Raw genomic sequence first — 13,614 nt, forward strand, 5'->3', positions numbered from 1 at the left:
GCGGGCGCCGAGAAGCGGCGCCCTCAGCTATCCATCTTCAGCGCGGCGATGAAAGCTTCCTGCGGAATGTCGACCTTGCCGAACTGACGCATCCGCTTCTTGCCTTCCTTCTGCTTGTCGAGCAGCTTGCGCTTACGGCTGACGTCGCCGCCGTAGCATTTGGCGGTCACGTCCTTGCGCAGCGCGCGGATGGTTTCGCGGGCGATGATTTTCGCGCCGATGGCGGCCTGGATCGGAATCTGGAACATGTGCTGCGGGATCAGTTCGCGCAGCTTTTCGCACATCGCGCGTCCGCGCGATTCCGCCCGCGTCCGGTGCACCAGCATGGACAAGGCGTCCACCGGCTCGGCGTTGACCAGGATCGACATTTTGACGAGATCGCCGGCGCGATAGTCGGTGAGCGTATAATCGAACGAGGCGTAGCCCTTGGAGATCGACTTCAGGCGATCATAAAAGTCAAACACCACTTCGTTGAGCGGCAGTTCATAGACCACCATGGCGCGCTTGCCGACATAGTTGAGGTCGACCTGGACGCCGCGCCGGTCCTGGCAAAGTTTCAGCACCGCGCCGAGATATTCGTCGGGCGTCAGGATCGTCGCCTTGATCCACGGCTCCTGGATTTCCTCGATCTTGACCACATCCGGCATATCGGCGGGATTGTGCAGCTCGATCACTTCGCCGTTGGTCATGATGATCTTGTAGATCACCGAGGGGGCGGTGGCGATCAGGTCGAGGTTGAACTCGCGCTCCAGACGCTCCTGGATGATTTCGAGATGCAGCAGGCCCAAAAAGCCGCAGCGGAAACCGAAGCCCAGCGCCGCCGAGGATTCCATCTCGAAGGAGAAGCTGGCGTCGTTGAGCCTGAGTTTGCCCATAGCCGCCCGCAAATCTTCGAAATCGGCGGCGTCGACGGGGAACAGGCCGCAGAACACCACGGGTTGCGCCGGCTTGAAGCCCGGCATGGCGTCGGCGCAGGGCTTGCGCTCGTCGGTGATCGTGTCGCCGACGCGGGTGTCGGCCACTTGCTTGATCTGGGCGGTGATAAAACCGACCTCGCCGGGGCCGAGTTTTTCGACGTCCTGCATTTTCGGGCGGAACACGCCGATGCGGTCGACCTCGTAATGGGCGCCCGTGCCCAGCATCTGGATTTTCTGCGATTTTTTCAGTTCGCCGTCGAAAATGCGCACCAGCACGACCACGCCGAGATAGGGGTCGTACCAGGAATCGACCAGCAGCGCCTTGAGCGGCGCCTTTTCGTCGCCCTTGGGGGCGGGCAGGCGCTTGACGATGGCTTCGAGCACGAGATCGATGCCGATGCCCGTCTTCGCCGAAATCGGCACGGCTTCGGAGGCGTCGAGGCCGATCACCTCCTCGATCTGCGCCTTGATGCGGTCGGGTTCGGCGGCGGGCAGGTCGATCTTGTTGAGCACCGGCACGATTTCATGGCCGGCGTCGAGCGCGTGATAGACATTGGCGAGGGTCTGCGCCTCCACGCCCTGCGAGGCGTCCACCACCAGCAGCGAGCCCTCGCAAGCCGCAAGCGACCGGGACACTTCGTAGGCGAAGTCGACGTGCCCGGGCGTGTCCATCAGGTTGAGAATATAGGTCTGGCCGTCCTGCGCCTTATATTCGAGGCGGACGGTCTGCGCCTTGATGGTGATGCCGCGCTCGCGCTCGATGTCCATGGAATCGAGCACCTGCTCAACCATGTCGCGCTCAGCCAGCGTGCCGGTCTGCTGGATCAGGCGGTCGGCGAGGGTGGACTTGCCATGGTCGATATGGGCGACGATGGAGAAGTTGCGGACGTTGTCGATGCTATGGGCGCTCATGCCGCGCAGATAGCAGGGGAATCAAGGGAAAGGAAGGGCGAAGCGCAAAAATTCGCTTCGCCCCGCATTGGTGCGCCGCAAGCTCAGTTGCAATAGGCGTTTCGGTAGCCGACCACATTGCCCCAGCTGTCATAGACCGGGACGCGGCAATAGGTGGAGGACGCCGCCGCCGCAGCGGCCGCCGCGCCGAGCACGCCCAGGCCGACCGCCGCGCCCACGGCGGGACCGCCCCAGCCCCAGCCGCCGCCGCCGTAATATCCGCCACCGCGATAATATCCGCCGCGATAGCCGCCGCCGCGATAGGCGTAGCCGCCCCGATAGCCGCCGCCGCGATACACGGCCCCGCCGCGATAGCCGCCGCCGCGATAGACGGCGCCGCCGCCGCCCCCGGCCCTGTAGCCGGGGCGCGCATCAGCCGCGGTGCTCGTGACCAAAACGAACCCCAGAGCCGCCGCCAAGCCCAAAGCGCTGGAAAAATATCCACGGGACCGCGTGATCATTGCCGCCTCCTGCTTCAATTGACCGGGAAAAAGCCTACAAAACCCAAAACCAAGCTAATCCTGTCCATGGTTGCGCGCAATGCATCCTTTGCGCTCATCCTTTACGGAGCCGGGGGCGAAAATTTTGCGGTTTGCCGAAAGGCTTGTTATCAGGTCGCGACCGAACTCGTTCCAGGAAAGCAAAATGCGTCCGTCCAAACGCGCGCCCGACTCGATGCGCCCCGTCTCCCTCGAGCGCAATGTCGCGCGCTATGCCGAAGGCTCGTGCCTGGTGAAATTCGGCGGCACCCACGTGCTGTGCACGGCCTCGCTGGAGGACAAGCCGCCGCAATGGCTGCGCGGCCAGGGCAAGGGCTGGATCACCGCCGAATACGCCATGCTGCCGCGCGCCACCCACACCCGCACGCGCCGCGAGACGTCAAAACCCTCGGGGCGGACGCAGGAAATCCAGCGCCTGATCGGCCGCTCCTTGCGCGCCGTCACCAATCTGCAGGCGCTCGGCGAACGCCAGATCACCGTGGATTGCGACGTGATCCAGGCCGATGGCGGCACCCGCACGGCGTCGATCACCGGCGCCTGGGTCGCCCTTCACGATTGTTTGAAGTGGATGCGCGACCGCTCGATGATCAAGGATATGCCGCTCAAGGACCATGTCGCGGCGGTGTCCTGCGGCATCTATCAGGGCGTTCCGGTGCTCGACCTCGATTATGACGAGGATTCCGTCGCCCACACCGACGGCAATTTCGTCATCACCGGGACCGGCGGGCTGGTCGAGGTGCAGGCGACCGCCGAGGGCGCCGTTTTCTCGGAAGAGGAACTGACCAAGTTGCTGGGGTTGGCGCGAAAGGGCGTGACGGAGCTGGTGCAGTTGCAGAAGCAGGCGCTCACCGCATGAAACGCGCGCTGACGGGCAAAATCGTCATCGCTACCCATAATGCGGGCAAATTGCGTGAAATGCGCGAATTGCTCGCGCCCTATGGTGTGGAGGCGGTTTCCGCGGGCGAGCTGGGTCTTGGCGAGCCGGACGAGACCGGCGCGGATTTTGTCAGCAACGCGCTCATCAAGGCGCGCGCCGCCGCTGCGGCGGCCCAGCTGCCGGCCTTTGCCGACGATTCCGGTCTGTGCGTCGACGCGCTCGACGGCGCGCCCGGGATTTACTCGGCGCGCTGGGCGGGGGATTCGAAGGATTTCGCCGCCGCCATGGCGCGGATCGAAGCGGAAGTGACGGCGTCGGGCTCGCCGTCGCGCCGCGCTCATTTCGTCTCGGCGCTGGCCGTGGTCTGGCCGGACGGCGAAGCGGCGGTGTTCGAGGGCAAGGTTTTTGGCGACCTGACCTTTCCGCCGCGCGGAAAAGCCGGGTTCGGCTACGATCCCTGCTTCACGCCCGACGGCCACGCCCGCACGTTTGGCGAGATGACGGCCGAGGAAAAGCACGGCATCCCGGCCGACGGCTCCGAAGCCCTTTCGCACCGCGCGCGCGCCTTCCAGATGATGGCGCGGGCGCTGCTGAAATAATCAAAACCGCGGCGTCGACGCGAAGGCCTCTTTATAGGCTTGCGCCGACGCCTGACAGAACTCGCCGGTCTCCTCGTTGAGGACCAGCAATTCGCCGGTGGCGACGCCGAAATAGGCGCCGTGCAGGTGCAGCCAGCCCCGCTCTTCCAGCGTGGCGATATAAGGAAAAGTGCGCAGGTTCGCGAGGCTCTGTTTTATGGACTCGTGGTTCAGCCGCTCCGACCATTCGCGCAGCGGCTCGGTCGGCGGCCCCAGCGTTTCCGCCGCGGGGGCGAGCAGCCGGATCCAGCGGCCGATGAAATCGCCGGGCGCGAGCGGGCGCATATAGGGGTCGGCCTGCATTTCGGTGAAGGCGCGCACGCCGCCGCATTGGGCGTGGCCCATCACCACGACATGCTTCACCTTCAGCCCCATCACCGCAAATTCAATCGCCGCGGAAGTGCCGTGGTAATCGTCGTTGGGCTTGTAGGGCGGGGCGAGGTTGGCGACATTGCGCACCACGAACATTTCGCCCGGGCCTGCGTCGAAAATCAGCTCCGGCGACACGCGCGAGTCGCAGCAGCCGATCAGCAGGATTTCCGGGTTCTGACCGCGCTGCGCCAATTCCTCGAAACGCTCGCGCTCCCGGCCGAAACGCCCGCCAAGAAAATTTTCGTAGCCTTCGGTCAGACGTTTGGGAAAATTTTCGACGCACATGGCATTTCTCCGCGCCGCCGTCGGCCGGCGGCGCGCTCCTTTTGCCGCAACGCGCCCCGCGGAGCAAGCCTGTGCGGCCGACCAAAGAAGGAAGCGGGACGTCAAAATGACAATGGCGTGAACAGGTCCGAGCGTTTAAGGTGCAAGCGCCAGCATTGGCGTCGCGGCGGGTTGCGGATGCGCAGCCCGCGCGATTTTTGTTTTATGCGTCCGTTTCCTTTTTTGCGCAGGCGAAAAGGGAAGCCTGGGACGCCGCCAGGGAGACATGATGACCAGCCTACGTCCTCGCCGCAGCGTGCTCTACATGCCCGGTTCGAACGCTCGCGCGCTGGAAAAGGCCAGGACGCTGGCCGCCGACGCTCTGATTCTCGACCTCGAGGACGCCGTCGCCCCGGATTCGAAAACCCTGGCGCGCGAACAGGTCGCCGCCGCCGTCAAGGCGGGCGGGTTCGGCCGCCGCGAGGTCGTCATCCGCATCAACGGCACCCACACCCCCTGGGGCAAGGAGGACCTCGCCGCCGCCGCCGCCGCCGGTCCCGACGCCATCCTGCTGCCGAAAGTGTCGACGCCGGGCGACATCACCATCACCGCCAAGGCGATTCGCGACCTCGGCGCGCCCGAGCACACCAAGCTCTGGGCGATGATGGAGACGCCGACCGCGATCCTCAACGCCGATTCCATCGTGCGCACCGCGCTCGACCCGGCCTCGCGGCTCGCGGTTCTGGTGATGGGCACCAATGACATCGCCAAGGAGACCCGCGCCCGCCTCACCCCCGGCCGTCAGTCCATGCTGGCCTATCTGTCGATCTGCGTCGCGGCGGCCCGCGCCCATGGCGTCGACATCATCGACGGCGTCTTCAACGATTTTTCCGACGAGGCCGGCTTCCGCGCGGAATGCGAGCAGGGCCGCGATCTCGGCATGGATGGCAAGACGCTGATCCATCCCAAGCAAGTGGACATCTGCAACGAGGTCTTCGCCCCCGCGGAAAATGAGGTTTTGTGGGCGCGAAAAATCATCGAGACCTTCGATCTGCCGGAGAATCAGTCCAAGGGCGCGCTGCAGGTCGACGGCAAAATGGTGGAGCGGCTCCACGCCGACATGGCGCGGCGCACCGTCGCCATTGCGGAGGCGATCGCCGCCAACGCCTGATCATAGAAAAAGCTTGTCGTGCGCGAACTGGGGTTTTCCGGACGCGCGCGGCGGCTATAATGCCGGCAAACGGCAGGGGACTGCATAATGAACGCGCAGAACGGACAGGGCGAGGATCAATCCAAGGACGCGGCCCCTTCGGCCCAGCAGCCTGTCGCGCCCAAGTCTCCGCCCAAGTCCCCGCCTGAAGGCGAGGGCAAGGCCGCCAATCCGTTCGGCGGACCCGTCGCGGCCCCGAGCGCCCCAGGGGCGGCGCCGCACATCGAATGGAAGGCCGGGGCGCCGGAAGCGGCAAAGCCTGCCGACGTGAAGCCCGCGCCGAAATCCGACGCCGCTCCGCCCGCTGAAAAGCCCGCGCCCGTCGCCGCGAAACCGGCGCCCAAGTCTGAGGCCGCGCCGTCCACCGAAAAGCCCGCGCCCGCCGCCGCGAAGCCGTCGCCGAAGCCTGAGGCCGCGTCGCCTGCCGAAAAGCCCGCGCCCGCCGCCACGAAACCGTCGCCGAAGCCCGAGGCCGCTCCGCCCGTCGAAAAGCCCGCGCCCGCCGCCGCGAAACCGCCGACGAAGCCTGAGGCCGCGCCGTCCACCGAAAAGCCCGCTCCCGTTGCTGCGAGGCCGACGCCGAAGCCCGAGGCCGTTCCGCCCGAAAAGTCCGCGCCTGCCGCCGCCAAACCGGCGCCGAAGCCGGAAACAGCGTCGCCCGCTTCGGCCGCGCGTCCCCTGGTCAGGCCCTCGCCTATTCCGACGCCCCCGCCGAAAAGCGACGTGCCGCCGCCGTTTCCTGGCAAGGCGCCGGCCGCCAGCGCTGAAGCGCCCAAGAAACGCAAGCGCGGTCTCCTCGCGCCCGTCGCGGCCGTCGTCGGTCTCGCGGTGGTCGGCGGCGGGGCCTATCTCGCGCTGACAGATTATTTCGCCGCGCCTGCGGACAGCGCCGCCGAGACGCCCAACAAGATCGCCGCAGCGCCCGCGCCTGTCGCGACGCCGGCGCCTACCCCCGCGCCCGAGCCGGTCAAATCCGAGCCCGTCAAATCCGAGCCCGCGGCGGCGCCGGCGGAGGCGGAGGCGGAAAAGCCCGCCGCGTCCGAGGCCGCTTCGACGGAGAGCAAGCCCGAGGCCGCCGCCGAGGCCAAAGCCCCCGCCGCCGCCGAGCCGGCGGCCGAGCCCGCGGCCCGCGCTGACGCGCCCGCTAAGTCGGAGGAGCCCTCCGTCAAGCCAGCCGAGCCCGCCGCCAAGGCGGACGAGCCCGCGCTCAACAAGCCGGCAGAGCCGGTCACTGAGGCGGCGGACGCCGCGCTCAGCCTGCGCGAGCGCGCGCTGGTCGAGCGCCTGACCGAGACGCGGTCGCAGCTCGCCGACACCCAGGCGCAGGTCGCCGAACTGAGCCAGCGGCTCAGCGCCGCCGAAACCAAGATTTCAACGCCCAAGAGCGAAACGCGGGCGCTGTCCGCTCTCGACGCGGGGCAGGCCGGCGCCCCTTCCGCGCGCCTGGTGCTGGCGCAATCCGCCCTCACCGCGCTGACCCAGGGGCTCGACGCCTCCGTCTTCATCAGCGGGCTCGAGCGGATCGGCGCTGATGCCGGAGATGTCGCGCAAATGCGCGCCGGCCTGGCGGCGCCGACGCCGGCGAAACTCGCTGCGGCTTTTGACGCGCTCTCGGACAAGATCGTCACGGCGGCGGCGCCGGCGCCGCAGCCGGCCCCGGCCGACGCGAAGCCCTGGGACAAGGCTCTGTCCTATGTCCAGACGCACGCCAGCAAATATGTGAAGGTGCGTCCCATCGGCGCGGCCGCCTTGGCCGAGGAAACCGCGGCGGGTCTGGTCGCCAAGGCGCAGAAGGCGCTCGCGGCCGGCGATCTCGCCGGCGCTGTGGCGCTGGTGGCGAAACTGCCCGAGCCCTCGCGCGCCGTGGCCGCCGACTGGGCGCAGGGCGCGAACGCCCGGCTCGCCGGCGAAAACGCCGCCCGGGCGGAGTTCGAAGCCGCGCTGAAGAGCGTCGGCAAAGCCAACAATTGATCATTCTCTGTCACTTTGGGCGTGTTCCATGTTCAAAACGCTGATCTACCTCGCTTTGATCGCCGGCGCCGCCTGGGGCCTCGATATTCTGCATGAGACCAAGGGAACGTTGGTTCTCGAATGGTTCGGCCGTCACATCGAAACCACGCCGATGGTCGGCGTCGTCTTCGTCCTGGTGGTGGCGATCGTCCTGCTGCTGCTGTGGAAGGCGCTCAGCTTCACGCTCCGCGTGCCCGCGGTCGTTGCGGTGTCGCAGCGCGCCCGCAAGCGCGCCCTCGGATTGGACGCTTTGTCGCGCGGCATTGTCGCGGCCAATGCCGGCGACCTGCAGCGCGCGGAAAAGGCCGCCGCCGACGCGAAGAAACATCTGCCGGCCGAACCGCTCACCTTCCTGCTGGAGGCGCAGACCGCGCAACTCGCCGGCGACCGCGCCCGGGCGGCGCGGGTGTTCCGCGAGATGAGCCAGATCCCCGAAACCAAAATGCTGGGCCTGCGCGGCCTCCACGCCGAAAGCCTGCGCCAGGGCGACCACGACGCCGCTCATGGCATCGCGATCGAGGCGCAGAACGCGCGTCCGCTGAGCTGGTCGGGACAGGCCGTGCTCGACCGCCACACCGCCGCGCGGGACTGGGCGGCGGCGCATGAATGCATCGCGCAGAGCATCAAGGCCAAGATCATCGACGCCGACACGGCCCGCCGCCAGAAGGCTGTGCTCGACACGGCGATCGCCCTGGATGTCGAGGCCACCGACCCCGCGCGCGCCATCAAATTGCTGCGCGCCGCGCTGGCCAAGGAGCCGACCCTGGTTCCCGCCGCCGTCCTGCTCGGCCGCCTGCTGTCCCGCAAAGGCGACATGCGCGCCGCCTCGAAAATGCTCGAGGGCGTCTATGCGAAGACGCCGCATCCGGAGATCGCCCGCGCCTATCTCGACGTGCGCGTTGGCGATTCCGCCTCCGACCGCCTGAACCGGGCCAAGACGCTGGCGCGCTGCGCCCCCGAGGCGCCGGAAAGCGCGTTGATCGTCGCCGTCGCCGCGATCAACGCCCGCGATTTCGCTCTGGCCCGCCAGGTCATGGCGCCTCTGGTGGCGTCGGGGCAGCGTCCGACCGCGCGCATGTGCGTGATCATGGCGGAACTCGAGGAGCGCGAGCACCAGGCGCATGGTCTGGTGCGCGAATGGCTGTCGCGCGCCACGCGCGCGCCCCGCGACGCCATGTGGTTCGCCGACGGCAATTGGTCGAAAACCTGGTCGCCGGTCTCGCCCTCCGGAAAGCTCGACGCCTATGTCTGGGCCGAGCCCAAGGAAGAACTCTCGGGCCCGATCGAGGAGCCGCCGCCGGCCGGCAAGCCCGCGGTTCTGGACAGCGCGCCGCCGGCCGCCACCATCGAACCGCCCGCCAAGGTCGAGATCGAGGCCAAGGCCGAGCCGCATCCCGAACCGGAACCCGCCGCGGAGCCCGCGCCGCAGAAAGCCTCGGACGCCCAGCGCTCCTCGCCGCAGCCGGTGATCTTTCCGCTGGCGACGCCCCCCGACGATCCCGGCCCGAAGCCCGCGGGCGCAGCCCGGACGTTTTGACGCCCCGTTTCAGGCGGAGCCTGCTCGTCCCCACGAGCAGGCTCTTTTTTTGCGCTTTCGCTGACGTTTTGCGGAGGCCGATAAAAATGAAAGCAAATTGTCTCATTTTTTCTTAGGGCTACCCGCCGAAATTTTCGCGGACTGTGGCGCCGAAACGCTAGTGCGGCGCGTTTGGTGACGGCATTTTCAGGAAACCCCGAAGAAACTGCTCTCGTTCGCCGTCTGGGAGTTCACCATGCGTTCATTGCCGCTTGCCTTCGCCGCTTTGGCGCTTTTCGCCTCCGCCGCCGCTCCGTCCGTCGCCGAGGCCAGCACCAATCTCGTCAATTTTCGCGCGGGCTATGGCCCGGGCACCGTGGTCATCAGCATGAGCCAGCGCAAGCTCTATTATGTGCTCGATGACGCCCGCGCCATCCAATATCCGGTCGCCGTCGCCAAGCCCGGCAAGGAATGGCTCGGCGCCGCCCATATTCAGGGCAAATATTACCACCCCGACTGGACGCCCCCGGCCGTGGTCAAGCAGGATCACCCGAATCTGCCGAATTTCATTCGCGGGGGCTCGCCGTCCAACCCGATGGGCGTGGCCGCCCTGACGCTCGACCGCTCCGAGATCGCCATCCACGGCACCTCGGCGAAAATGCGCGGCTCCATCGGCTCGCGCGCCTCCTATGGCTGCATCCGCATGCTCAACGAGGACGTGTCCGATCTCTACGGCCGGGTGAGCGTCGGCACGCCGGTGATCATGACGCCCTGAGCGGCGACAAATGGCCAACAAAAAACCCGCCGTGACCGGCGGGTTTTTCTTTTGAGCGGGTTCTGCTCAGTTCGGGGCGCCCGCGGCCTGCGCCTGCTGCATGCGCTGGGCGTAGAGCGTGGCGAAGTCGATGGGGTCGAGATAGAGCGGGGGGAAGCCGCCGTTGCGCACGGCGTCGGCGACGATCTGGCGCGCGAACGGGAACAGCAGGCGCGGGCACTCGATCATCACCACGGGATGCGACTGCTCTGCCGGGATGTTGATCAGGCGGAACACGCCGGCATAGGTCAGCTCGAACTTGAACAGGGCGTCGGCGCCTTCGCCGGCCGAGCCTTCCAGCAGGATGTCGACCTCGAAGTCCTGTTCGGCGAGCTGTTTGGCGTTGACGTTCACCTGGATGTTGATGTTCGGCGCCTTTTCCTGCGGTCCGAGCGAACGCGGCGCGTTCGGGTTCTCGAAGGAAAGGTCCTTGCAGTACTGCACCAGGCAATTCAAAGCGGGGGCCTGGCCGCCGGTGGTGTCGGTCATGAAAAACTCCTGTTCGGGCCTGACCCGATGCGTCGGTGAGGACCCTGGCCGCCGCGCACAAGCGACGGGACGCAAGGCGGCGGGAATATCCGCCTTGTTCGCGCCTAGCACGAAACGCCGCCGGAAAACAAGGCGGGCCTTCCCTTAGAGCCGGCTATTCACGGCGGCCTCAGCGCGGCCTGCGCTCCGAGGATGCGTCGGTGATGCGCCACTCGCTCGGGTTGAGGTCGATGGCGGTCAGATCCGCCTTGCGGCCCGAGCCGGGCTGGTGCGCGCGCATTTTTGACGCGAGATCGTCGCGCACGGAGGGGATGGTGAGCACGAGGCCGGCGATATCGGAGAGGAACCCCGGCAGGATCAGCAGGATCGCGCCGAAACTGCCGATCATGCCCTCGGCCATCGCGCCTTCGCGCGCCCGCGCGCCGGTGACCGCCGCGCGCACCCGTTGCAGCGCCACCGCGGCGTTCTCGCGCAAATTGGCGAAGCCGAGCAGCGTGGTGGCGACGCCGGCCAGCAAGGCGCCGCCGAGGCCGATGACATGCGCGACGGCGTAAAAGGTCGCGAGTTCCGCGGCCACCCAGATTATCAGCACCGGTCCGAAGATGGAACGGAACATCAGCAAGCCTTTCCCTTCGCGAACTGTCTGACGCCGCGCCGCCTTGCTGGCGGGCGCCTCCAATGCTACCCATCCCTCATATGGCCGCGCGATCGTCGCGGCGCAACGCCGGCCTGTCACGAGGACGCCATGCAGGTTGATTCCATCACTATCATTTTCATCGTTCTCGCCGCTTTTGTCTTGTGGAAGTTGCGTTCGGTGCTGGGCGAGCGGGAAGGTTTTGAACAGAGATTCGAGAACGGCCCCCAGGTCGCGCCGGGCGCGCCGGCGCCGCAACTTTCGCCGGCCGAACTGGAATGGACGGAATGCGCCGAGCGCGGCGGCCCGGTCTGGCGCGGGTTCGACCAGATCAGCCGCGCCCAGCGCGATTTTTCCCCAAAAATCTTCCTGGCCGGCGCCCGCTCCGCCTATGAGATGATCGTCCAGGCTTTTTCGCGCGGCGATGAGCAGGCCTTGCAGGCGCTGACCAGCCCGGACGTGCTCGCCGGCTTCAAGACGGCGCTCGACGAGCGCCGGGCGCGGGGCGAAACCATGCAGACCACGCTGGTGGGCTTGAACGACGCCCGGATCGTTGAGGCGCGCGTGGAAAAGAACCTCGCCATCATCGCCGTGCGATTCGACGGCCAATTCATCACCGCCACCCACGGGCCTGACGGCGCGCTGATCGAGGGCGATCCCAACACGCCGGCCAATGTCATCGACGTCTGGACCTTCGCCCGTCCCAACGATGCGACGACCCCGAACTGGACGCTGGTGGCGACCTCGCCGGGCCAATGAGGTCGCCGGTCCCCCGCGTCCTCGCGCTGCTCACGGGCCTGCTCGCCGCTGCACCCGGCTTTGCGCAAGGACGTGGGTTTTCGTTGGAGCCGGCCGATTTCGCCGCTTCGGAGGGGTCGAGCGAGGCGCTGGCGGTCTGGCGGAAAAGCTGCGCGCGCGTTCCGGCGGCGCGCAACCTGCCCGAACTCAAGCCGGCCGCCTGGAAAAAGGCCTGCGCCGCCGCGCAAGCCGGGGGCGCCGACTTTTTCGCCCGCCATTTCCGCGCGTATCGCGTCGTGCCCGATTCGGCGCCCGATTCCTTCTTCACCGGCTATTACCAGCCGGAAATCCCGGGATCGCTGACCCCGACCCGCGCTTTCGCCACGCCGGTCTATGGCCGCCCGCCCGATCTGGTCACGACCACGCAATTTCCAGGCCTGACCGCGGCAAGGCGCGAGGGCGGCGCGCTCAAACCCTATCCCGACCGCGGCGAGATCGAGGATGGCGCTCTGGAGGGGAGCGGCGCGCCGAAACTTGTCTATCTGCGCGACAAGGCGGACCTGTTCCTGGCGCAGGTGCAGGGCTCGGCGCGGGTGCGCCTGCCGGACGGGCGGGTGTTGCGCCTGTCCTTCGCCGGCCGCAACGGCCAGCCCTATACGGCCATCGCCCGTATCCTCGTTCAGCGCGGTGTGGCGACGCCTGCGGAAATGACCATGCCGCGCCTGATCGCCTGGCTGCGCGAAAACGGTTTGGAAAAAGGCGAGGCGGGCGACGATTTGTTGCGCCAAAACCGCTCCTTCGTGTTTTTCGAGGGCCAGATCGACCGGGGGGCGAGCCAGCCCGAGGGGGCGAGCGGCGTCGCCCTGACCCCGCTGCGCTCCATCGCCGTGGACAAATCCATCTGGGCCTATGGCCTGCCGTTTTTCATTGACGCGGACCTCCCCTGGCGGGACGAGACGCCCAAACCGTTTCGGCGGGTGGTGATCGCGCAGGACACCGGCTCGGCCATTGTCGGGCCGGGACGCGCCGACATTTATTTCGGCCTGGGCGACGCCGCGGGCGCGCGCGCCGGCGCCTTGCGCCATCACGGCCAGTTCTATCTGCTGCTGCCGAAGGAGTAGCGGCGTGAGCGACGGCAAGAAGAGACTGCGCCTGCCTTCGCGCGAGGAACTCGCCCTGTGGCGGCACGTGGTCGCCGATGTCGTTCCGCGCGCTGGGCGCAAGCGCATGCTGGGCGAGGATGTGCTCCCGCCGACGCCGTCGCCGGCTTCACCGATGGTTATGCCCAGCGTTTCCGCAAAACCGGCGCGGCGCGAACCGCCGCCGCTGGCGCCGCTCGAGCCGAAATTGCGCCGCCGTCTCGCCTCGGGGCGCGAGGCCATCGAGGATCGGCTCGACCTGCACGGCATGACCCAGGCGCAGGCCCATTCGGCGCTGGTCGGCTTCGTCCAGCGCGCCCATGCGCGCGACATCCGGATCGCGCTGGTGATCACCGGCAAGGGCGGCGGCGATTATGGCGAGCGCGGGGTGCTGCGCCGGGTCGTGCCGCTGTGGCTGCGCGAGCCCGCCCTGCGCGCGCTGGTGTCGTCGGTCGAGGAGGCGGCGCGCCCGCATGGCGGCGCCGGCGCCTTTTATGTGCGGCTGCGGCGCAGGCGGCAAGGCTGAGGTCTGCGGCTTTTCGGGC

14 protein-coding genes are annotated in these 13,614 nt (G+C 67.5%); 9 read left to right on the forward strand and 5 right to left on the reverse strand.

Annotated elements, in window-relative coordinates:
- Positions 1 to 23: 23 nt before the first annotated feature.
- Both lepA and M2320_RS10880 read right to left on the reverse strand, forming a co-directional pair.
- Entirely contained in the window at positions 24 to 1,829 is a 1,806-nt protein-coding gene (gene lepA / locus M2320_RS10875) for a translation elongation factor 4 (RefSeq protein ID WP_264597296.1), read from the reverse strand.
- 83 nt (positions 1,830 to 1,912) lie between these two features.
- Positions 1,913 to 2,329, reverse strand: a complete 417-nt coding sequence (locus M2320_RS10880; protein WP_264597297.1) for a hypothetical protein — start codon at positions 2,327 to 2,329, stop codon at positions 1,913 to 1,915.
- A 184-nt stretch (positions 2,330 to 2,513) separates the two neighbouring features.
- Here M2320_RS10880 and rph point away from each other — a divergent pair, with 184 nt between their 5' ends.
- Both rph and rdgB read left to right on the forward strand, forming a co-directional pair.
- Complete coding sequence (rph, locus tag M2320_RS10885; RefSeq protein ID WP_184428885.1) at positions 2,514 to 3,224, forward strand: ribonuclease PH; 711 nt, start codon at positions 2,514 to 2,516, stop codon at positions 3,222 to 3,224.
- Positions 3,221 to 3,844, forward strand: a complete 624-nt coding sequence (gene rdgB, locus M2320_RS10890) for an RdgB/HAM1 family non-canonical purine NTP pyrophosphatase (protein ID WP_264597298.1) — start codon at positions 3,221 to 3,223, stop codon at positions 3,842 to 3,844. The genes rph and rdgB overlap by 4 nt, the downstream gene beginning before the upstream one ends.
- Here rdgB and M2320_RS10895 read toward each other — a convergent pair whose 3' ends face one another.
- On the reverse strand, positions 3,845 to 4,540 hold the full coding sequence (locus M2320_RS10895; RefSeq protein ID WP_184428888.1) for a carbonic anhydrase: 696 nt from the start codon (positions 4,538 to 4,540) through the stop codon (positions 3,845 to 3,847).
- A gap of 265 nt (positions 4,541 to 4,805) precedes the next feature.
- Here M2320_RS10895 and M2320_RS10900 point away from each other — a divergent pair, with 265 nt between their 5' ends.
- From M2320_RS10900 to M2320_RS10915, 4 genes are all read left to right on the forward strand, one after another.
- Positions 4,806 to 5,690, forward strand: a complete 885-nt coding sequence (locus M2320_RS10900; RefSeq protein ID WP_184428889.1) for an HpcH/HpaI aldolase/citrate lyase family protein — start codon at positions 4,806 to 4,808, stop codon at positions 5,688 to 5,690.
- Positions 5,691 to 5,777: 87 nt separating this feature from the next.
- Positions 5,778 to 7,700 (forward strand): hypothetical protein, encoded by a 1,923-nt coding sequence (locus tag M2320_RS10905; RefSeq protein WP_264597299.1) that lies wholly within the window; start codon positions 5,778 to 5,780, stop codon positions 7,698 to 7,700.
- A 28-nt stretch (positions 7,701 to 7,728) separates the two neighbouring features.
- A complete protein-coding gene (locus M2320_RS10910; RefSeq protein ID WP_264597300.1) occupies positions 7,729 to 9,276 on the forward strand; it encodes a heme biosynthesis protein HemY in 1,548 nt (515 codons plus the stop codon).
- Between the two features lie 235 nt (positions 9,277 to 9,511).
- Positions 9,512 to 10,030: a L,D-transpeptidase gene (locus M2320_RS10915; RefSeq protein WP_264597301.1), complete on the forward strand. Its 519-nt coding sequence runs from the start codon at positions 9,512 to 9,514 to the stop codon at positions 10,028 to 10,030.
- A 66-nt stretch (positions 10,031 to 10,096) separates the two neighbouring features.
- Here the strand turns inward: M2320_RS10915 and secB are convergent, their stop codons facing one another.
- Together secB and M2320_RS10925 are read right to left on the reverse strand one after the other, a co-directional pair.
- Positions 10,097 to 10,558: a protein-export chaperone SecB gene (secB, locus tag M2320_RS10920; protein ID WP_264597302.1), complete on the reverse strand. Its 462-nt coding sequence runs from the start codon at positions 10,556 to 10,558 to the stop codon at positions 10,097 to 10,099.
- 169 nt (positions 10,559 to 10,727) lie between these two features.
- Positions 10,728 to 11,174, reverse strand: coding sequence for an FxsA family protein (locus M2320_RS10925; RefSeq protein WP_184428894.1), 447 nt, complete (start codon positions 11,172 to 11,174; stop codon positions 10,728 to 10,730).
- Between the two features lie 129 nt (positions 11,175 to 11,303).
- On the opposite strand from M2320_RS10925, the gene M2320_RS10930 reads away from it, so the two are divergent.
- Genes M2320_RS10930 through M2320_RS10940 form a run of 3 tightly spaced genes read left to right on the forward strand, consistent with a single transcriptional unit; the run spans position 11,304 to position 13,595 of the window.
- The gene (locus M2320_RS10930) at positions 11,304 to 11,951 is read left to right on the forward strand and encodes a Tim44/TimA family putative adaptor protein (protein ID WP_184428895.1); all 648 of its coding nucleotides are present in this window, start codon (positions 11,304 to 11,306) and stop codon (positions 11,949 to 11,951) included.
- On the forward strand, positions 11,948 to 13,051 hold the full coding sequence (gene mltA, locus M2320_RS10935) for a murein transglycosylase A (protein WP_264597303.1): 1,104 nt from the start codon (positions 11,948 to 11,950) through the stop codon (positions 13,049 to 13,051). Before M2320_RS10930 ends, mltA begins: the two co-directional genes overlap by 4 nt.
- Positions 13,052 to 13,055: 4 nt before the next feature.
- Positions 13,056 to 13,595: a Smr/MutS family protein gene (locus tag M2320_RS10940; protein ID WP_264597304.1), complete on the forward strand. Its 540-nt coding sequence runs from the start codon at positions 13,056 to 13,058 to the stop codon at positions 13,593 to 13,595.
- Positions 13,596 to 13,614 lie beyond the last annotated feature (19 nt).

Origin of the sequence: Rhodoblastus acidophilus, assembly GCF_025961575.1 — a bacterium.
Classification (GTDB): domain Bacteria; phylum Pseudomonadota; class Alphaproteobacteria; order Rhizobiales; family Beijerinckiaceae; genus Rhodoblastus; species Rhodoblastus acidophilus_C.

What these genes read in the sequence shown, in the direction of transcription:
- lepA (WP_264597296.1), bottom strand. Translation starts at nt 1,829, where the DNA reads ATGAGCGCCCATAGCATCGACAACGTCCGCAACTTCTCCATCGTCGCC.
- M2320_RS10880 (WP_264597297.1), bottom strand. Translation starts at nt 2,329, where the DNA reads ATGATCACGCGGTCCCGTGGATATTTTTCCAGCGCTTTGGGCTTGGCG.
- rph (WP_184428885.1), top strand. Translation starts at nt 2,514, where the DNA reads ATGCGTCCGTCCAAACGCGCGCCCGACTCGATGCGCCCCGTCTCCCTC.
- rdgB (WP_264597298.1), top strand. Translation starts at nt 3,221, where the DNA reads ATGAAACGCGCGCTGACGGGCAAAATCGTCATCGCTACCCATAATGCG.
- M2320_RS10895 (WP_184428888.1), bottom strand. Translation starts at nt 4,540, where the DNA reads ATGTGCGTCGAAAATTTTCCCAAACGTCTGACCGAAGGCTACGAAAAT.
- M2320_RS10900 (WP_184428889.1), top strand. Translation starts at nt 4,806, where the DNA reads ATGATGACCAGCCTACGTCCTCGCCGCAGCGTGCTCTACATGCCCGGT.
- M2320_RS10905 (WP_264597299.1), top strand. Translation starts at nt 5,778, where the DNA reads ATGAACGCGCAGAACGGACAGGGCGAGGATCAATCCAAGGACGCGGCC.
- M2320_RS10910 (WP_264597300.1), top strand. Translation starts at nt 7,729, where the DNA reads ATGTTCAAAACGCTGATCTACCTCGCTTTGATCGCCGGCGCCGCCTGG.
- M2320_RS10915 (WP_264597301.1), top strand. Translation starts at nt 9,512, where the DNA reads ATGCGTTCATTGCCGCTTGCCTTCGCCGCTTTGGCGCTTTTCGCCTCC.
- secB (WP_264597302.1), bottom strand. Translation starts at nt 10,558, where the DNA reads ATGACCGACACCACCGGCGGCCAGGCCCCCGCTTTGAATTGCCTGGTG.
- M2320_RS10925 (WP_184428894.1), bottom strand. Translation starts at nt 11,174, where the DNA reads ATGTTCCGTTCCATCTTCGGACCGGTGCTGATAATCTGGGTGGCCGCG.
- M2320_RS10930 (WP_184428895.1), top strand. Translation starts at nt 11,304, where the DNA reads ATGCAGGTTGATTCCATCACTATCATTTTCATCGTTCTCGCCGCTTTT.
- mltA (WP_264597303.1), top strand. Translation starts at nt 11,948, where the DNA reads ATGAGGTCGCCGGTCCCCCGCGTCCTCGCGCTGCTCACGGGCCTGCTC.